General features: G+C 51.9%; 14 protein-coding genes and 1 tRNA gene. 10 read left to right on the top strand and 5 right to left on the bottom strand.

Translation table 11 applies throughout. The features are described from left to right. Positions 1 to 184: 184 nt before the first annotated feature. The 3 genes from BLR20_RS21495 to BLR20_RS21485 all read left to right on the top strand — a co-directional run bounded on the left by BLR20_RS21495 (position 185) and on the right by BLR20_RS21485 (position 3,968). Positions 185 to 2,671, top strand: a complete 2,487-nt coding sequence (locus BLR20_RS21495; RefSeq protein WP_054992518.1) for a sensor domain-containing protein — start codon at positions 185 to 187, stop codon at positions 2,669 to 2,671. Positions 2,672 to 2,686: 15 nt separating this feature from the next. After that, a tRNA-Ile gene (locus BLR20_RS21490) sits at positions 2,687 to 2,763 on the top strand. 128 nt (positions 2,764 to 2,891) lie between these two features. Then, positions 2,892 to 3,968: a site-specific integrase gene (locus tag BLR20_RS21485; protein ID WP_054992519.1), complete on the top strand. Its 1,077-nt coding sequence runs from the start codon at positions 2,892 to 2,894 to the stop codon at positions 3,966 to 3,968. A gap of 523 nt (positions 3,969 to 4,491) precedes the next feature. Here BLR20_RS21485 and BLR20_RS21480 read toward each other — a convergent pair. The 4 genes from BLR20_RS21480 to BLR20_RS21460 form a co-directional block, all read right to left on the bottom strand. Beyond that, positions 4,492 to 4,998 carry a hypothetical protein gene (locus BLR20_RS21480; protein ID WP_054992520.1) on the bottom strand — a complete coding sequence of 169 codons (507 nt, stop codon included), beginning with the start codon at positions 4,996 to 4,998 and terminating at the stop codon, positions 4,492 to 4,494. Between the two features lie 43 nt (positions 4,999 to 5,041). Further along, the gene (locus BLR20_RS21475; protein WP_054992521.1) at positions 5,042 to 6,217 is read right to left on the bottom strand and encodes a beta family protein; all 1,176 of its coding nucleotides are present in this window, start codon (positions 6,215 to 6,217) and stop codon (positions 5,042 to 5,044) included. A gap of 9 nt (positions 6,218 to 6,226) precedes the next feature. Further along, positions 6,227 to 7,438, bottom strand: a complete 1,212-nt coding sequence (locus BLR20_RS21470) for an ImmA/IrrE family metallo-endopeptidase (RefSeq protein ID WP_054992522.1) — start codon at positions 7,436 to 7,438, stop codon at positions 6,227 to 6,229. 690 nt (positions 7,439 to 8,128) lie between these two features. Then, positions 8,129 to 9,229 carry a MarR family transcriptional regulator gene (locus tag BLR20_RS21460; protein WP_235809981.1) on the bottom strand — a complete coding sequence of 367 codons (1,101 nt, stop codon included), beginning with the start codon at positions 9,227 to 9,229 and terminating at the stop codon, positions 8,129 to 8,131. Positions 9,230 to 9,639: 410 nt separating this feature from the next. Here BLR20_RS21460 and BLR20_RS28160 point away from each other — a divergent pair, with 410 nt between their 5' ends. The 4 genes from BLR20_RS28160 to BLR20_RS21440 all read left to right on the top strand — a co-directional run bounded on the left by BLR20_RS28160 (position 9,640) and on the right by BLR20_RS21440 (position 11,475). Next, complete coding sequence (locus BLR20_RS28160) at positions 9,640 to 9,858, top strand: hypothetical protein (RefSeq protein ID WP_058445549.1); 219 nt, start codon at positions 9,640 to 9,642, stop codon at positions 9,856 to 9,858. A gap of 9 nt (positions 9,859 to 9,867) precedes the next feature. Then, complete coding sequence (gene trfA, locus BLR20_RS21450; RefSeq protein ID WP_338109723.1) at positions 9,868 to 10,758, top strand: plasmid replication initiator TrfA; 891 nt, start codon at positions 9,868 to 9,870, stop codon at positions 10,756 to 10,758. A gap of 190 nt (positions 10,759 to 10,948) precedes the next feature. Continuing rightward, a complete protein-coding gene (locus BLR20_RS21445; RefSeq protein WP_054992525.1) occupies positions 10,949 to 11,212 on the top strand; it encodes an XRE family transcriptional regulator in 264 nt (87 codons plus the stop codon). Beyond that, complete coding sequence (locus tag BLR20_RS21440) at positions 11,209 to 11,475, top strand: hypothetical protein (RefSeq protein ID WP_054992526.1); 267 nt, start codon at positions 11,209 to 11,211, stop codon at positions 11,473 to 11,475. Before BLR20_RS21445 ends, BLR20_RS21440 begins: the two co-directional genes overlap by 4 nt. A gap of 13 nt (positions 11,476 to 11,488) precedes the next feature. Here BLR20_RS21440 and BLR20_RS21435 read toward each other — a convergent pair whose 3' ends face one another. Continuing rightward, positions 11,489 to 12,973 (bottom strand): MobA/MobL family protein, encoded by a 1,485-nt coding sequence (locus BLR20_RS21435; RefSeq protein WP_202907603.1) that lies wholly within the window; start codon positions 12,971 to 12,973, stop codon positions 11,489 to 11,491. A gap of 255 nt (positions 12,974 to 13,228) precedes the next feature. On the opposite strand from BLR20_RS21435, the gene BLR20_RS21430 reads away from it, so the two are divergent. The 3 genes from BLR20_RS21430 to BLR20_RS21415 are packed head-to-tail and all read left to right on the top strand — an operon-like array spanning position 13,229 to position 17,456. Further along, positions 13,229 to 13,669, top strand: coding sequence for a conjugal transfer protein TraD (locus BLR20_RS21430; RefSeq protein ID WP_054992527.1), 441 nt, complete (start codon positions 13,229 to 13,231; stop codon positions 13,667 to 13,669). A 44-nt stretch (positions 13,670 to 13,713) separates the two neighbouring features. Continuing rightward, on the top strand, positions 13,714 to 16,365 hold the full coding sequence (locus tag BLR20_RS26570; protein WP_082429536.1) for a type IV secretory system conjugative DNA transfer family protein: 2,652 nt from the start codon (positions 13,714 to 13,716) through the stop codon (positions 16,363 to 16,365). Next, positions 16,362 to 17,456 (top strand): flotillin family protein, encoded by a 1,095-nt coding sequence (locus BLR20_RS21415; RefSeq protein ID WP_054992528.1) that lies wholly within the window; start codon positions 16,362 to 16,364, stop codon positions 17,454 to 17,456. Before BLR20_RS26570 ends, BLR20_RS21415 begins: the two co-directional genes overlap by 4 nt. Positions 17,457 to 17,492: the final 36 nt, after the last annotated feature.

Below are 17,492 nucleotides of genomic sequence, written 5' to 3'. Positions count from 1 at the left end.
AGTCGTCAATTGATCAAAACAAGAAGAGGTCAGACATCAATCCATTTGCAGGTACTGATGAATTGACCTACAACTACGTATCACGCTGGAAACAAGCGCTCTTCGAGTAAAACCTTGGATCAATGAAGTACAAGGTTACGCCACACCATCATCAGCGATAGTCAAGCACGGACGTAAACCGCATATGAGTGGAGTAATCGACAACAGTGATCGGGAGGCGTCGTGCCTGTCCGAAGGAAGATTCGCCTCGGTCTTCGCCCAATGCCCGGATGCAATGATCATCGCCAGCCTTGCCGACGGGCAGATCATGGATGCCAACCCGGCGTTCGTGGAGCGAACCGGGCTAGCCCTTGACGAAGTGCTTGGAAAGACACCTACAGAACTGAATCTGTGGGCAGTGCCAGGCATCGGCCCAAAAGTCCTGCAGCAATTGCAGACGGGCGATATCCATAATCTGGAGATGCCCTTCCGGAGCAAAAACGGCGAAATCTTTTCCGGCCTCATGTCCGCCCAACCGTTCGAGCAAAGCTCGACGCCCGCTGTGCTGGTGACAGTGCGAGATATCACCCAGCTCAAACAGGCCCGGCGACAGTTACAGCTTTCCGAAGAGAAATTCGCCAAAGCCTTTCATGCCTCGCCCGACGGACTGGCGATTACCCGGCAACAGGACGGCATGCTTCTGGAGGTCAACGAAGGATTCTGCCGTATCACCGGATACAGCGAAAAGTACTGCCTTGACCACTCAACGTTCGACCTGGGCATCTGGGTTGACTTGAGTGAGCGCTCAAGGCTCGTCGAGCGTATGAAGAAGCATGGTTTCGTCAGAGACCTGCGCGTCCGGCTGCGTAATGCCAACGGCGATATACGACTGTGCGAACTGTCCTCTCAACCCCTCATTATCGCGGGCGATGACTGCCTGCTGACAATTGCACGGGATGTAACCGAAGGCAGCCAGATGCAGGAAAAGCTGCACCTGGCCGCAACGGTATTCGAAAGCACCGCCGAAGGTGTGCTCATCACCGATACCGACCAGCGCATCAGTGCCGTCAATCGGGCATTCACGGAAATCACTGGCTACAGCGAGGATGAAGCCATTGGCCAGACCCCTCGCCTGCTTGCCTCCGGCCAGCATGACAGTGCGTTCTATGCCTCGATGTGGCACCAACTGGCAGCCGAGGGTCATTGGCAGGGCGAAATCAGCAATCGCCGCAAGAACGGCGAGCTTTACCCGAGCTGGCTGACCATCAGTGCCGTGCGCAACAAAGACAACTTCCTGACCCACTTCGTCGCCGTCTTCGCCGACATATCCAGCCTCAAACACGCACAGGCGCGCCTCGACTATCAAGCTCATCATGATCCGCTCACCGGCCTGCCCAACCGGATATTGTTCGAGAACCGGCTTCAGGCCGCCCTGCTACACAGCGAAGAGTCCGGCAGCCTCGGCGCAGTGTTGTTTCTCGACCTGGATCGCTTCAAGCACATCAATGACAGCCTCGGCCACCCGGTCGGCGATCTGCTGCTGAAAGGCATCGCACACCGGCTCAAGGAAACCCTGCGCGACATCGATACCGTCGCACGCCTGGGCGGTGACGAGTTCATCGTTCTGTTGCCAGGCCTGCTGCAAGCCAGCGACGCGCAGGCTATCGCGAATAAATTACTGGCCTGCTTCAACACGCCCTTTCAAGCTGGCGAACATGAGCTCTACATCAGCCCCAGCATCGGTAGCTGCGTGTTTCCTACCGACGGCAATGACGTGGCCACGCTGGTCAAAAATGCCGACGCTGCGATGTACCGTTCCAAGGCAAAAGGTCGCAACCGGGTCGAAAGCTATACCTGCGACCTCAGTGACCAGGCCAGCGAGCGCATCGCCCTCGAGCAGGAACTGAGACGCGCTCTGGAGCGCAATCAACTGACGTTGGCCTACCAGCCCAAAATCAACCTGATAACCCACACAATGGCAGGCGCAGAAGCACTGATCCGCTGGAACCACCCGACATTTGGCGAAGTGCCGCCCGAGCACTTCATTCCCATGGCGGAAGAAAACGGCATGATCCTGCAGATCGGCGACTGGGTGCTGGAGCAGGCCTGCCGCCAGATGGGCGTATGGCGCAAGACCTGTCAGCCGTTCGGCCCGCTATCGGTGAACCTGGCAGGCGCTCAACTGCGCCAGACCAACCTGCTGGAACGCATCGAAAAGCTGCTCACGGACAACGGCCTGGAACCCGGCTGCCTGCAACTGGAAATCACCGAAAACTTCATCATGAGCCAGACCCAGGAAGCGCTGGCAGTGCTGCACCAGTTGAAGACACTCGGCGTGCAACTGGCGATCGACGACTTCGGCACTGGCTACTCCTCACTGAGCTACCTCAAACGCCTGCCACTGGACATCCTCAAGATCGACCAGTCCTTCGTCCGCGGCCTGCCGGAAGACACCCACGACGCCGCCATCGTCCGCGCCATCATCGCCCTTGGACGCAGCCTGCAACTGACCGTGATCGCCGAGGGCGTGGAGAACAGCGAACAGCAGCAATTTCTGACCAGCGAAGGCTGCGAACAGATCCAGGGCTACATCGTCAGCCTGCCCCTCGACGCCGAAGAATTCTGCGCAAGATTTCTTCTTATGAATCTTTCGGACTTTTCGGATAGCACAGCCGCGAAACCGCCGTTATAATCCGCGACCTACTGAGGGCCCATAGCTCAGTTGGTTAGAGCAGAGGACTCATAATCCTTTGGTCCACGGTTCGAGTCCGTGTGGGCCCACCATACTCAGAGCCGCGCATTGCGCGGCTTTTTGCTGCCTGCGACAAAAACAGCTGGACCAGTCCTATGGTCCACAGGTACAAAATCAGTACAGTGCCAAAACAACGGTACGTTTTTGGAGCAGAAATAACATGGCCACCATCGTCAAAACAGACGCTGGCACCTGGAAAGCCCTGGTGCGGAAAACCGGCTGGCCCGCCAACGCGAAGACCTTTCGTACAAAGCGTGATGCCGAAGACTGGGCCCGTCGCACAGAAGATGAAATGGTCAGAGGCGTTTACATCCAGCGGAGCGGTTCAGAGCGCATGACGTTGGCCATGGCTTTGAAGCGATATCTGGCCGAGATCAGCCCAACGAAGAAACCGACGACTCAGCGCGCCGAAGCAACCAAAGCTCAGCAGTTGATGAGCCATCTAGGCAAGTACTCGATGGCTGCACTCTCCGCAGAAATCATTGCCAATTACCGGGATACGCGTCTGGCATCAATCACCAGTCGTGGCAAACCAACAAGCAACAACACCGTGCGTCTGGAACTGGCCCTTCTGAGCCACCTGTACACGGTCGCAATTCAGGAGTGGGGGCTGGGGCTAAGTTTCAACCCGGTGCTGAACATTCGCAAACCGAGCCCTGGTGAAGGCAGAGATCGACGCCTAGGTGCCGAAGAGGAACGTCGGTTGCTGGCTGCAGTGAATGCTCACAGTAATCCCATGCTTGGTTGGATTGTTCGAATCGCCTTGGAGACCGGCATGCGCTCATCGGAGATAACATCGTTGCGCCGGCATCAGGTTGACCTGAAAAAGCGCGTGGTACGCCTTTCTGATACCAAAAACGATAGCGCTCGCACCGTGCCGTTAACCCGGTTAGCCACTGACGCCTTCCAACTGGCGATGAGCAACCCTATTCGTCCAATCGATTGCGACCTGGTGTTTTTTGGGGAACCTGGCAAAGAGGGTAAGCGCAGCGCTTATGCCTTCACCAAGACTTGGGGCAAGCTGAAGACTAAGCTAGGAATGCCTGATCTACGCTTTCATGACCTTCGTCATGAAGCAGTCAGCCGCTTGGTAGAGGGCGGCCTTTCTGATCAGGAGGTTTCCGCCATCAGCGGGCATAAGTCGATGCAGATGCTTAAGCGCTACACTCATCTGCGAGCTGAGGATCTGGTAGGCAAATTGGATAAGCTGGAGGCGAGAAATTCTCTAAATGAGTAATTGCATGGACTCGACCATCTGTTTGCATTCGACGTGACCAGTCATTTGCATTGAATTTGAGCAGCTCGTTCTGAGGCCATGACCGTGCCGCGCTACTCTCCGCGACACTGCATGTATGCGGAGCGCGCCACTATTTGCATTTGGTACGCAGGAGACTCATGGTCTGCCTGGGATCGACTGCAGCCCTTCGTGAAAGGCAGAGAACGGACAGGAGCAGGCACTCAGCGTCTACAAAACCAGAAGCGATTCAGTCCTCCGTATTCATGGACTCGGCACCGAGCAAGATGGTGTCGATGCGGATTATCACAACAGTTCTATAGCATATCAGTGGATGCCGATTTGACTAGAGAAGGCTCGGAGCTGGGCATCACCGAAATCGACTGCATGGCCTATTCGGACCAGATCCTCTGAGGATTTCCACGATCATTCATTATCATTCCCATGATGAAAACCGTCAGTTGGCCACAGGCATCCTTCAGGACTAATTTAGGCCCCCCTAAATTGGTGCCTATGCAGATGCCCCTTAAGAAACCGTACGACGCTTTTTGATGTAATTTTCAATAATGATCACAAATTCTTTATTTCTGGCCAACTCGTGTCGCCTCCCCATCCGCTGTAAAAAGATCTGCATAGCAATGACTGCCAGGAAAACGAACGGAAAATAAAATAGATACGTAACGTAATTTGCAAGCAATAGAAATAGAGACCCCATAAACACAAAGGTAGCGGTGAGAGTAGTAGAGTTATCAATCTGAGATGACAGCCTTTCATTGTGGATTTTTAAAAAATGAACAACCTCCTCCCATTGATCCACACTGATTTCCTTATTTCTCAATCGCGGTATGTCATCAAGCTCCGCCTCAAAAACCCTGTAAAAAGCCATCTCTTCATCAAAGTACTCTTCAGCTCTCGGCGACTCCGAGACTGAAATAATCTCACGCCATTTTGGCTTTTTCGGCCAGGTCTTAGCAATAAACTCTGCACGCTTTGTTCCATAGCGAGTAATAAGATCTTCAAATATAGTTTTCATTACTACTTACACCTGATCGCTGAAGGCGGCTGTAGCATACATGTTATCGCTGATCCAGAATTGACCCTACTGCCGACTTCGCGTCGCTGCCTACCCGAGCAGCGATGGCCGCAAGTTGGGCAGTAAACTCAAAAATCTCTGCAGTAACGTATTTCAAATGATGACTGGTATCGTATGCGATCCAGTTTGTCGGATTACCTATCACTTTACCCACGCTACATTGCTTAATCATGGCATCACCCCAACTAAAATTAGGGTGTTTATAATGAACAGACTGCACTACATCGAGTGCGAGCTTTTGACTTTGAGCAAAGCCGCCATCCCCCTGCACTGAATGGCCGCGCACCACATAAAATCCGTTGTTTATAGTGTGCCGAATCTTGCCGTTCATATGAGGTGCGATATTGTCTGAGGACCTGGGATTTCGTACCCCGTAATCACCGAAGTATAATGATGCAGTTGGATTAGCCGATAAAAATCCTTTCCAAACAATCATCTCTTTACGGTGAATTATTCCACTTGAATCGCGTTCCCTTACCGCTTTTTCAATGGAGTCTGGGATCGAGCTTGCACTCATTATAACGGTGCTAAAACCAAGACTTTTCATGTGAACATATGCAGTTTCAACAGTCTCCATGAGCTCTTGCATCGGAATCTTTGTCACATCTCCAATGTCGATAAGTACAGGCGTCTGCTCCTCGCTAATCCCTGTCGTTAGAATCATATCTTCGACAATTTCGTCAAGATGATCGAGATCACCTAAATCTTCAATTGCCAAACTATCTAAACGGATGCAAAAAACTGCGGTTTCAGCAAGTACGATTGATCTTATAGTCTCTCGATACTCCGCTGCTTCCCATCGGTCATAACCGATCAGGGGACAGACGATTACCCCCAGATCTTTGAGGCTTTGGCACACATAGGTGAGAATCTGCTCTCCGCCTTCAGTCGTAAAGCCGGTTGGCCATTGGGAGACATCCAGGAAAACACGCTTACCTCTGAATATTTCAGCGATTTTATGAGCACGCGCGTCGAGATACTCTTCGTAAGGGGTGGAGCTATTTTTCTTAGCTACTTCTAACGATTTGCCTTCAAGCTTTGCAATCTCAAATATTGGAGTGCATCGGGACAACGAAGCCTTGTCTAGTTTTTTGAAAAACATCAGCGCTTCAAGCTCGCCGCCTTTTGCTCGAACAATAGGATAATACTGAGTGTTCATTTTTTCACCTCATGGATTTAGAAGCTGAGAACGGACCATGCCTTGGCCGATAAGGTCAGTAAACTGATTATAGTTACCAGCCTCTTTCCTGAGGCGCCCTGCTACAATAGCTGGGTGAATCTTCAACTCTCTAGCGAGCGCAATAATTGTCTCTCTGCTTGGCTTCAGGTACGCATCGGTGCGCTTCCACATAGACCTAGGGATGAATGAGTCTCTTGCTATTCTATTAGCCTCAGATTCTCGCTTGTCGGTGCTGGGGTGCTCGAGGTCATCAAGAATAGCTTCATTGGTGTCATCGATATGCTTCCACACATGAACTAGCTCATGCACTAAGGTAAACCAAAAGTTATCGATCCTGTCATACCTGAGCGTCAAAGCTATTATAGGTGTTCCATCTAATTCTTTCAGCGCCGCACCGTCAAGCATGGTACCTTTTAGTTGAGGTTCGATCACAACGGCAATACCATGATTTTTAAGCAAGTCTATTGCCATTCGAGGACCGTCCTCAAATCGGCTAAGCTGAACAAGCTGCTTGATCAATGAATCTCCGATTTTTTGCTGATCATATTCCGGAAGTTGATCTTTAATTTCTCGGCTCTTTTGTATAACCCTCGCAAGCCACGCATATAACGCATATGCAGTCGTAGGTGTGGCTGAATCGCCGGAAAGCGTACGACGGAATGCAACTCCACTCTCCTGCAAGCCCATATCACTAATAAAGCCTTGAACCATTTCCTCAACGGTCCTCTTTGCTTTACTCGTAATATTGTCAATCCAGCCCCTAGCTACCATTTCTTTGATAGGAAATTTGGCCCAGTCTACCTTCGCTTTAGATTGGCCATTTTCAACCTCGTCTAGTCCGACTAAGGTATCAGCCGATATACCTAGGCCTATCGCTAACGACCTTATCATTGGAACCGTTAGCGGCCGCTTCCTTGCTAAGACTTCGGATACCCTGCTACGAGTTCCAAAATAAGGAACCAAGTCTGCTTGCTTCAAACCTTTTTCAGCCATCCGAAAAAGAATAGCGTCAATGGGGTCCGGTGCCTCTACTGGGTATTTTTGCTTTTCGTAATCCTCAATCAACACTGAAAGCAATTCTAGCCGATCACTTTCTTCCGAGCCGAGAGTTGGAGTGGAAATAATTAGTGAGTGCACTTCATTGAAATATTCGAGGTATTGATCCTCAGTTTTAATGATTTTTAGATTAAGCATGTTCATAGTTTCTTCACTATCGCAGTGATGATTGCAATACCTTGAGCAAACGCGACCTTTAGTTCTAGGAGCATGCTAGATTCGCAGATAGAGAATAGAAAGGTATCTTCGGCAATGGCAAAGGCAGTCGGATACTGTTCCAGTATCTCAGCTGGAACCTTCCACCGAGCATGGCTAACCTCGCTTACCCAAACGCTCAGCCACCTCCTGATTTGCTCGCTTTCCTCTTGAAGAGGAGGCAGCTTTTCTCTACCAAGCAGTCTCATGATCGTGCCATGTTCCCAATTTGGTAACAAACTATCCCATCGTCTGCATGCGGTCAACAGAATGTTCCCAAATCGTGAACACGCTGATGCGGGCGCGTGACACGGTGTGTTCGGACAATGCATTTCACTTAAGGTATGACCTTGAGCGACCGGCCAGGAAAGGAAGTCTTGGACGATGGCACCAATCGCGTAAGCGTAAGCGACGGGGGGCAAGCTCGTAAAAGTGCAAAGTGGGATGAGTTTCAGCTTCTGGCAGGTCTGCCAGTCGTCAATACGCCGTCCGCTTGTCAGATAGGACGCAAATGAGTGGTCAAATGCAATTACGCGCCTTGACCCGACGCCATGGTCACACCAATCAAAGCCTCAGCCGCTTTTGCCCCGGCTGAAAATCCGCCGGGACAAAAACGGCTAGCACTATTATTTTGCATGCTTAGAGCTCCCGCATCAGACGTACCAGCCCGTCGACTGTAGCCTTGCTAAGCCCCACTTCCTTAGCGATTGCCGTGATCGATTGCCCTTTCGCTGCAGCATCCATTATCGCCTTTCTAGTTGCATCTGGAACCTGCGCCTCGCCGGTTTGAGGGTTGATGTAGCTACCGGCATGGTGCGTATTCATCAACGATTCAAGGCTTTTCTTAGCCTTTGATATCGCCTGACGCGATATGCCCAACCGCCTCGCCATCTCTGATTGGCTGATTCCCTCTACGTGCATGAGCCAAACTTTCTCGCGCAGACCAATTGAGGAGGCTTTAGGCGAAGTCACCACATGCAAACCTGAGTGCACCTGGTCGTAGGCAACCTTTCTTATCTCCTGGGTATCAGCAGCACTGGGTAGCCGAAAATTGAATGCAAACTCAGACCTTCCAGATCTGTTGAGTGCGGACAAATGGCGTTGAAACGCAGCTTTGTAGCGTAAGTCAGCATGGTAGTTAGCCGACCCGGGCTTGTGTATGGCGCAGTACCGGTCGCTTAGATTTCCAGCCACGATTCTCTCGATGCGAAACCGCTCGAATACAAGGCGCAGCTTTGCAGCGTCTGCTTTCGATATCAAAGTACAGGATGGAGAAAGCTGAAGACTGCTTTCCAGCCTCCAGGCCTGCGACAGCCTGGCGTACTGTTCCTCCGCGGAGAGCTGGCACTGACCTGAGCGTACAATCTCGCCAACCGCTTGCCGCTGCTGCACTGCGAGCTCCTGCAGTCTGCTAGACCGAACGCTTACACGCCAACAAAGCTCACAGTAACCGCCATCCTGTGGACGGGTCCGGTCATCTATAGCGGCATCAAAGTCTCTCAATGCCTTTGTACGCAGGGGTCTGAAGTGGCGCATCAATCGAAACAAGTCACGTACAGATTCCAAAGCCCCGCAAAGCGATTCCGCATCCTCGAACGGCGCACCGTTCGGGCTGAGCAAACTACGAATGGCGAACTCAATATTTGAGTCCCAGCGATCCAAGTTCTGGAGCTGCCAGTCGATCTCCGGCATATTTTCTGGTCTATCGGGTATAACACCGCGAGCCAGAATATCAGCCATAAGACCGCCTCCACCTGCCTCAGCACTCGCAATGTAAGGTGCTGCATAAAATGGAGGTGGGGTATGGGCCATTTCCGACAGCCGAGCACCAGTCAGCAAACTCTTGGCCCACTCGCCCTCGTAACCAGCTAGGCATTGATCAAACGGCGCATCCAAATTCGTCCTCACCAGAGGCCAGATGGGATACCGCCTGGAGGTTAGGCTTGAGGATGCGTTAAGCCGGCCTAACACCGCTCTGTAGCCAGCAGCAAACTGGACTGAACAACGAGGATCGTGATCGTAGACATTGAGCAAATTTGTCAGATAATCAAGGCGCGCCATGTCAACCTAGAAGTTAAAAACATTCGCCTCATTTTAGACGTAATTACTCGTAATGTTCTACCTACATTACTCACTGTAGGTAAAGAAACATGACAACCGAAGAGCTAATTCTCACCAGCAACGGGGGCTCTCCCCTACTGTCACTATCGCAGGTCGCAGAGATCCTTCATCGCAGCCCTGAGGGGTTGCGCATAACGTTATCCGGGGATAACGAAATCGCCCGAAACTTGAAACCCTCCAGGATAAAAATTGGTCGACGCGTCTATTTCCGCGTAGCTGGCATAGCTCGTTTTATCGACGAAGCGTAAGACTAGCCTGTGTCCGCAGTGACCAAACTATCGCGACTAGTGGAACGGGCTTCCAGGCTCCCACCTACTCCGACGGTGGTATCACTAGAACCGGTCCGGTCTGAAAAGGTGCTGACAAGCTGGCCAGACGAAGTGAGAGGCGTACCCAATGTCACTCTCCGGTCTGCGCTTTTCGGGTCCAGTCGCTCCGCTAGCAACGCCTTCCTACAGCGCGCTGAAATTTACACTCAGAGGCCTACGCAAATGAGATATACGGGACCACGGTTGGACCAGGGCGATTTAGATGTCTGGATCACGTTGTTGCATATCGCTCGCCAAAAGCAGATGGGGAAATCGTTTAAAACCAGCGCATACGAGCTTCTGAAACTACAAGGGAAGACGGATGCCGGGAGTAATAGGAAAACTCTCTACAAGCGTTTGTTCCGCCTGGCAGCAGGCACGCTCGAGATAAGTGCAAAGTGTCATTCCTACACGGGAGGTCTGATTGACTCGATCCATAGAAATGATCAGGAGCAGAAGCTGGTTATCACGCTGAACCTTGAGCTCTCTAACCTATTCGGGCCAAATGACTTCACCCACATCGATTGGTCCGTCCGCAGGGCTTTGAACTCTAAACCGCTAGCACAGTGGCTACATGGGTATTTCTCCACCCATGCTGAGCCCTACCCTGTATCAATTGGCACACTGATGATGATGGCAAGCAGCATCAATAGCTCTGCCTCCAGCCGTGAACAGAATCTTCGAAGAGCATTGGACGCGCTTAAGGACGCGAGCAATCTGCACGGACAGACGTTTAGCTACGAAATCAGCAGTGGCAACGTGTATGTCACAAAAACCCCAACCAGTAGCCAAGCCAGGCATATTGCGAGGAAAGCCAGCGGCTATGAGAGCAAAAAATAGTACCGTAGCGTTGAATAGATGTACCGTAGCATTGGCTAGAAAATACCGTAGCGTCGGCTAGCAAATACCGTAGCACTGGATAAGTTACCCACAGGCCTAAATGGCTACAAGCCGTGTCCCTTGAGGGCTGCGCAGATAATGCCCCCCCCTTAATCCTTTTTAATCATCCTAATACAGCTTGGAGGCCACAATGATTGAGGTCGAAGCAGGTCGCGGCTACGTATACACTGATCTTAGCGACCCAGAAGCGGAGGAAATGCTGGTCAAAGCACAAACGGTGTCCTCAATAATCAGACTCATAGAGGAAAAAGGATTGTCACTTGGTGACGCAGCACGACTGGCGTGCGTTCCACAGGTGCAGTTAAGCAAGCTTCTGATCGGTCGCTTTCAAACTAACGCCCTTATCGACTTAGAAGATATGCGCAAAAAAATCAGGGATGGCAAGAACACATGACGAACGTATCTATCGAGCAGTCCAGCTACTGGCGCGAATATTTCATTACCATGGACAAAAACCCACTCTGCCTTGCCGTTTGGCGAGGAATTTTCGACGATTCGGAGCTTTGCGAGCTCAGCACGCTACCAAAAGAATCCCTCGAAGATGCTCTTCAGAGACACCGTCGCAAGTTGAAAGCCATGCTGCAGGCCCTTGAGGAAATCAATCTTCCTGAATTGGAGTGGCTACCGCCCAAGGTACGGCAACAGCTAGAGATGTGATAGCCAAACCCCGTCAGCGTTCGATGTCCGCCTCATTGGAATTCTGCTCTTTCGCAAGACGACGTGTCTCGGCGTCGGACCTAATCTGCTCAAGCGTAGTAGAAGCGCGAGGACGGTCATGGTCGGGCTTTAGCGCCTGATCTTTAAAGTGACCTCGCTCCATTGCCCTGGTTCGCATTTGCTCAATGCTTGAAACGTTCTGACCATGTACATGGTCGCGACCAGGTGCCTTTCCACTCCCGGCCCCCTGGGCCACCTGGGCCTCCATCTTCTCAATCGCGCCAGGTACGCACGCACTTCCCTCCTCCCTCTCCCGCTGCAGTTGGTTAATCAAGCGATCTCCTTCGTCGCTTCGCGATTGCTCCATCCTACGGACCTGATCGCGGATGCTTTTCTCTTGGTCTGATCGTTCTTTTTGATCTCGCAGCTCTTGAGCTGACTTTTCCGACTGCGGAATCTTTTCGATGTGTCGCATGGTTTCAAGGTTCTCGCGGCGCTCATTTTCTTGGGAGAGCGCTGTAGCAATTCGTCCAGCCTCTTCTCTACTCATTCGCTCAGATCTTTTTTTATCAGTAGAACTACCGTTGGAATTAGTTGACACGTCGCTTTGCCTCTCGACCGAACCGGTCGTAATGATGGTCTGTTGGGGGCTACCGCCCGAGTTTTTTTGCACGTGGGTTCGCCGCTCACGCTCTTTCTCAAGGCTAATAATCTCAGCTGCAGCGCTCGGAACTTCGCTCCGTAAATCATCACGAGATCGGGAAAGCTCTGCTCGGGCCTGTCGAAAGTCGATCACCTTTGCGCGTAGCAACGGATCTCTCCACTCGCTCGGCAAATATTTCCGTTCTGGCTTTAACCCAGTATTCCTTTCGGCATGGCTGCGCATATCGATCCTCTCTGCAAACCCCGCTCGCTCCAGATGCGTATTGCAACTTGTCTCCCAGCGATAGCGCAACTGACGTAACTCCGCCTTGCGCTCCGTCGTACTCAGTGTGAGTCCAGCGCTTGGGCCATAGCCTTTACGAGCGCCACCATTAGCCGGATTTTTAGAGTTGTAGCGTTTGAAGTACTGCTCAGGATCACGTGCATAGCCATCACACTGCCTTTCACTGAACATCAAATGCAAATGGGGCTGCTCGTCGCCGTCTGCTGCTTTCGGCGAATGAATTGCCCACTGATACGCGTGGCGCGTTCCTATTTCCTGGCGTACAAAGTCATGTACCAGATCAGTGCGCTGCTGTGGTGAAAGCTCACGAGGCAACGCTATTTCCATCTCGCGATACGTAGTGCCATTTTTGCGCTCATTCGCGTCAGCGGCATTCCAAAACTCTTGAGGACAATGCTGAGCCCAAGCCGGCATGTTCCCGGACTCAGTCGCCTCCAGTTTTTCGTTTCTATCTAGCCGCGCGGCATACTTACCTTCACGGGCGATATAGGCCGCATGTGGCCCAGCCTTCCCGATCTTTCCCACCTTCATGCTTAAACGACCAATAGCCATCTGCGGATTACCTCACGCGTCTGAATTTTCGCGCCCGCGAAAATATGCCTTGGCACTACGCTTTTTTTTCGCGCCCGCGAAAATTCTGCTTTTGATTTTCGCTTCTGCCCCCGGCAGGGCGCGCTGTTTCTGAGGAACGAAGAAACAACTAAGCGCGCCTTCCAATACTGGAAGGATAAAGCAGTTCGTGCGCACATCAAACATATAATAGTTATAATTAGAACCCTAAAATCAAACTTAGCGTAATTAAGCGAAATGAAAGAAAAATGGCTTAGCGACAGGATTCTTCACATAAAAAATCTGAAATCACCAAATGATCAACAGCGATTACTCCTGATGCTTTCAGAAAAAACCTCTCGAACAAATGACGAGGAGCGAAAGCTCAGTTTTCTCATCAAGGCCGAGTGGGCAGAAGCCAAGGCACAGAAGGCCAGAAGCGATGTAGCTCGCATTGTTAATGCAGAAAAAGAATCTGCACGTAAAGCCAGGGACCGTGAGCTTTATCAAGCAGCCGGACTGCTCATACTGGCAGGCTTGGTTGATACAAAGACAGGAAGTCCTCTTTTGGATCGTGGTGAGCTCTTGGGCGCCCTTGTGGCAATTGAAGAAACGGCCGTAACCGATGCAGTGCGAGTCGACTGGAAAAGAACAGGAGATGCACTTATGGCAAGTCGGGAACGACCCAGAAAAAGCTGAGTAGCGCCCCGTCCACACGTCAATAAACCTAGCAGGCAGTAGACATGAGCTTTTTAGCGAAAAGTAAATTTTTTGATGATCCTGTATCGAAGGTAAGGCACTGGCTTTTACATCGAGAGCAAAAAATGATGCGAGCAGTCATTGGTCGAAAATATGAGGATGTCCTAGACCCGCAGGTATATTGGATTGTAGGTACTGATAATGAGCATGACGGCTTATCAGATGACGAAATCGAAAGAATGGCGCAGCGGCTCTCGCTGTCGCAAATAGGTGTGTTTCTCGCTCAACGTATCTGGGCAAAGCGAACCTGGCTAGTCGTCCCAATGCTGATGATGGCTGGGCTGCTAATTACCTACATGCTGGTGAATGCAGCTGGCACTACAACAAGCGACAAGCTCATTCCCTTGGTGCTGACAGGCACCGTCTGGCTCAGCTTTTTTCTGTGTTGTTCCGCAACAATATTCGGTCCACTGATTGCCCAGTTATTCCTGCCAAAAATGCCAGTGCGTCAGGATGAAATCGACTCAGTGAAAAGCGTAATCAGTCGCTGCGTCATTCGTGATTTAGAGCCAGAAACTCCGCTCGATCTGAAAGACCGTGCCCGACTATTGGTAACTGATTCCGACGGCCAATCTGTAGCGGGGCAAGTACTAGCTACTGACCTAGAGTTTTCAGCCGTTCGCGCAGAGTGGATGATCACTAAGGCTGTGCTCGTGCTGATGGGCTTAGTCATGCTATCTCCAGTCCTTGCGACCTCATCGCCCATGCTTGCGGTCTTGGATTATTTCTCCCTTTTGGTCTGGCAAAAAATGGCGTTCTGGATTCCCCGCGATCACGAGCAATCCAAATCTGGGCAGCAGGAAAAAGATTCGTCCGTACTCTTCTTCGCACTGAAGGTCGTGATCATCCCACTGCTAATAATTTTTGGGCTATCTGCGTCCTATCGAGAACACCTGGATGCTTTTGTTCGGCTGGACGCACAAGTGATTAACTGGGTCTACGTTATCGGGATGTGGGCTTTCGCGATCTATCTCACCTTCACGGCCAAATCTCCACTTAAGGTTCGCGCAATGCTGCTCGATCAAGCAGTGCGTGAAAGTGGTACGGAGCTATTAGTCGACAAGGTCGGACGGGCGTACTTCCAGCATCTTGAGGAGGCACGTACTGAGCAGATCCGAAACGCCAAAAAGGATGGCTCTCCGTTTATCCACCTTGGAACCAGTACTGGTCTTCTAGCGCAACGACGTGACCCACTATCGCCTACTGAGGCCGGCATCCCGTTCGGCCTGTCCGTAACGGACTTGGCTACCCACGTCGGCGTATTAGGAGCTAGCGGCACAGGTAAAACCTCAGGCGTCATTCGCCCCCTTACCAAACAATGGATTGATGGCGATCTAGGGGGGCTTCTAGTACTCGATGGCAAAGGAGCATTGCCTCTCGAATTTGACGGAACAGAAGGATACACACTCATCAGCCCGGATCACGGCCCGTTCAATCCAATTTCTGGTATGACGCCAGATGCATTGGCTGATGTGCTCCCCGACGTATGCGACGACGGAAAAGGGGATACCTTCTGGCGTGACTCTGCACGCCTCATGCTGCGCATGGCGGCGATCTTGGTAGAAGCCCATCCCAACCTGCCATACACGCTGACGCAGATCCAACAGTTCTGCTTAGCCAGCCACCAAGAACGCGCGGACTGGCTCGACCCTATTTCTAGCGAAATTGACGGTAGTGGCCGCCTGCTTGCCGCAGCTCATTACTGGCTGCTGGAGTACCCCGATTTTCCGGAGAAGACTGCCGGCTGTATCAGCAACATGCTTCGAACCTGGCTGGGCAACATCCTGCTCCAAGAGAAGCTTGGTCCGTGGGTCAACACAACTGACACTGAGTTCAGAGTTGAAAATGTGATGACCGGTCAGAAAATTGGGCTTCTGCTACCAGAATCGGAATATGGCATTGGCGGGGTGGCCATCTCAGCTATATGCATGCGCAGAGTCTACGATGCGGTAAAAAAACGCGGCGACAGTTGGCAGGGCTTGGAAGGCCATAGGCCTGTTCTGCTCGCCGCTGACGAGGTTCAGAACCTGTTGACCAAAGCGGATCTGGAAACTGTTCCGGTCGCACGCAGCCTTGGCCTGTATCTGATGTTTGCGACACAAAACGTCGACGGTTTGTATAAGCGCCTGGAGCGCGACGGCGCGGTACAGATGCTCGGCAACCTTGCCAGCATCATAGCTTTAGCCCCCCGTACAGATGACTCAAACAGCTACGTTTCCAAGCGGGTCGGTAATGTATGGAAGGCTTCGACACAAAGCTTTCAGGGGCTACCTGACGCCGCTAGCGATTTTGGTCTGTACGCTAACTCTGGTACTGGTCAAGCAATGCAGTCGACCACGCTGCATCGCCAGAATCGCTTCGGCGCGCCACGGCTATCTTATGCGATAGGACTCTGGCATCGTCAGTGGACTCCCAAAGCTATGAACTGGCTGGATGGAATGGTGGTGCCTGATGATCCAAATCAGGCACCACCGCGACCAGCACTCCAGCTAGAGCTATCCCCACTCATCTCGCCCGATGAGATCGACACCCTCTTGGCCATACCAGGTACCGCTATCGCAGTCATCAACCGCGGACGAATCCAACGCCGTGATGTGATCCGCCTGTATCCGAAACAAGCGGGGGATGCAGCATGAAAACTACCGAAATCTATATGCCGTTGATGCGTGAAGCGGAGGGCCATTGGTATTGGCCAGGGTCAACTTCCCCAGCGACCTTGCTAGCCTTGGCTCTGCTATTGGCCGCATTCGTTTATGGTTACCGGTACCCTGCGATGAAAGCGGACGAAGCGATTCAACGCATTGAAGCCGTGAACCAGTTGATCGACCAATCGGCGCAACACACACAGACAGCACTCTCACGCCTCCAGGGCTTGATGGCAGACCAACCTGAATGGCTGCGACAAGTGGCGACCGCACAAACGACTGAACTTCAAGCCCAGCTGTCCTTGGTCAAGCCCTTGAGTAAGGAGCAGATACTTCAGAAAGCGGTAGTGCAGCAAGAACAATACGATCAGGCTCAACAAGTGATCGCAGCTTCGCCATTTAAAGGGTTAACGAAACTGCAGATACCGCTGAGCGCTGAAGGGAAAAGGTATCTCGATGCTCTTGAGGTTAAACGCCCCTCACGATTTGAGTACCAAAGGCTTTCAGACGGATTGCTTGATGCGCTGCCTGTACTGCAGGAAGTATTCAAGCTCCAAGCCCAGACAGAGAACATGGTTCATCGACTGGATGTGCAACTGAACGGCGACAAGGCAGGCGTGCCTGGGCCAGCAGCAGAGCAGGCTTCCGATTATGAGAGTGGAGAACAGTTATACGAGCGGCAGCAGCCCGAGCCTAAAGCTCCCATTGACGAGCTCAGTAGCGCAATCCGTAAAGCAGAGCGAAGCGCAGAACAGCAGAAGCAACAGGCAAAGCTGGAAGCTCAGAATCAGGCAAGTCAGGCAGAGAGAGACGCCCGACAAGCAGAGCTACAGGCGGAACGTGAGCAACATAAAGCACAGCGTCTATCTATCCAACGCCAACGGGACATTGAGCGTCAGGCCAGCGTAGCTGCCGAGGCTACACGCCGAGCAGAGCAAGATTCCGAGCGCCGGCTAGCTGCGGCAAAACGTCAATCGGAAGCTGCAGCCGAGGCGAAGCAAAGAGAATGTACGGCCAGCATCATGGCAAGAGCCCGATGCGCGGCCCAAGGTTACAACCCGCTAACGGGAGCTAGAAATTGATAGCCTGCACAGAACGACGAGCTGTACCTACTTTCG

The sequence above is a fragment of the Pseudomonas congelans genome (genome assembly GCF_900103225.1).
GTDB lineage: Bacteria > Pseudomonadota > Gammaproteobacteria > Pseudomonadales > Pseudomonadaceae > Aquipseudomonas > Aquipseudomonas congelans.
This window is presented reverse-complemented; position numbering and strand designations above follow the sequence as displayed.

Excerpts from the sequence above, each read along its gene's own strand:
- BLR20_RS21495 (WP_054992518.1), top strand. The coding sequence starts at position 185 with ATGAGTGGAGTAATCGACAACAGTGATCGGGAGGCGTCGTGCCTGTCC.
- BLR20_RS21485 (WP_054992519.1), top strand. The coding sequence starts at position 2,892 with ATGGCCACCATCGTCAAAACAGACGCTGGCACCTGGAAAGCCCTGGTG.
- BLR20_RS21480 (WP_054992520.1), bottom strand. The coding sequence starts at position 4,998 with ATGAAAACTATATTTGAAGATCTTATTACTCGCTATGGAACAAAGCGT.
- BLR20_RS21475 (WP_054992521.1), bottom strand. The coding sequence starts at position 6,217 with ATGAACACTCAGTATTATCCTATTGTTCGAGCAAAAGGCGGCGAGCTT.
- BLR20_RS21470 (WP_054992522.1), bottom strand. The coding sequence starts at position 7,438 with ATGAACATGCTTAATCTAAAAATCATTAAAACTGAGGATCAATACCTC.
- BLR20_RS21460 (WP_235809981.1), bottom strand. The coding sequence starts at position 9,229 with ATGGCTGATATTCTGGCTCGCGGTGTTATACCCGATAGACCAGAAAAT.
- BLR20_RS28160 (WP_058445549.1), top strand. The coding sequence starts at position 9,640 with ATGACAACCGAAGAGCTAATTCTCACCAGCAACGGGGGCTCTCCCCTA.
- BLR20_RS21445 (WP_054992525.1), top strand. The coding sequence starts at position 10,949 with ATGATTGAGGTCGAAGCAGGTCGCGGCTACGTATACACTGATCTTAGC.
- BLR20_RS21440 (WP_054992526.1), top strand. The coding sequence starts at position 11,209 with ATGACGAACGTATCTATCGAGCAGTCCAGCTACTGGCGCGAATATTTC.
- BLR20_RS21435 (WP_202907603.1), bottom strand. The coding sequence starts at position 12,973 with ATGGCTATTGGTCGTTTAAGCATGAAGGTGGGAAAGATCGGGAAGGCT.
- BLR20_RS21430 (WP_054992527.1), top strand. The coding sequence starts at position 13,229 with ATGAAAGAAAAATGGCTTAGCGACAGGATTCTTCACATAAAAAATCTG.
- BLR20_RS26570 (WP_082429536.1), top strand. The coding sequence starts at position 13,714 with ATGAGCTTTTTAGCGAAAAGTAAATTTTTTGATGATCCTGTATCGAAG.
- BLR20_RS21415 (WP_054992528.1), top strand. The coding sequence starts at position 16,362 with ATGAAAACTACCGAAATCTATATGCCGTTGATGCGTGAAGCGGAGGGC.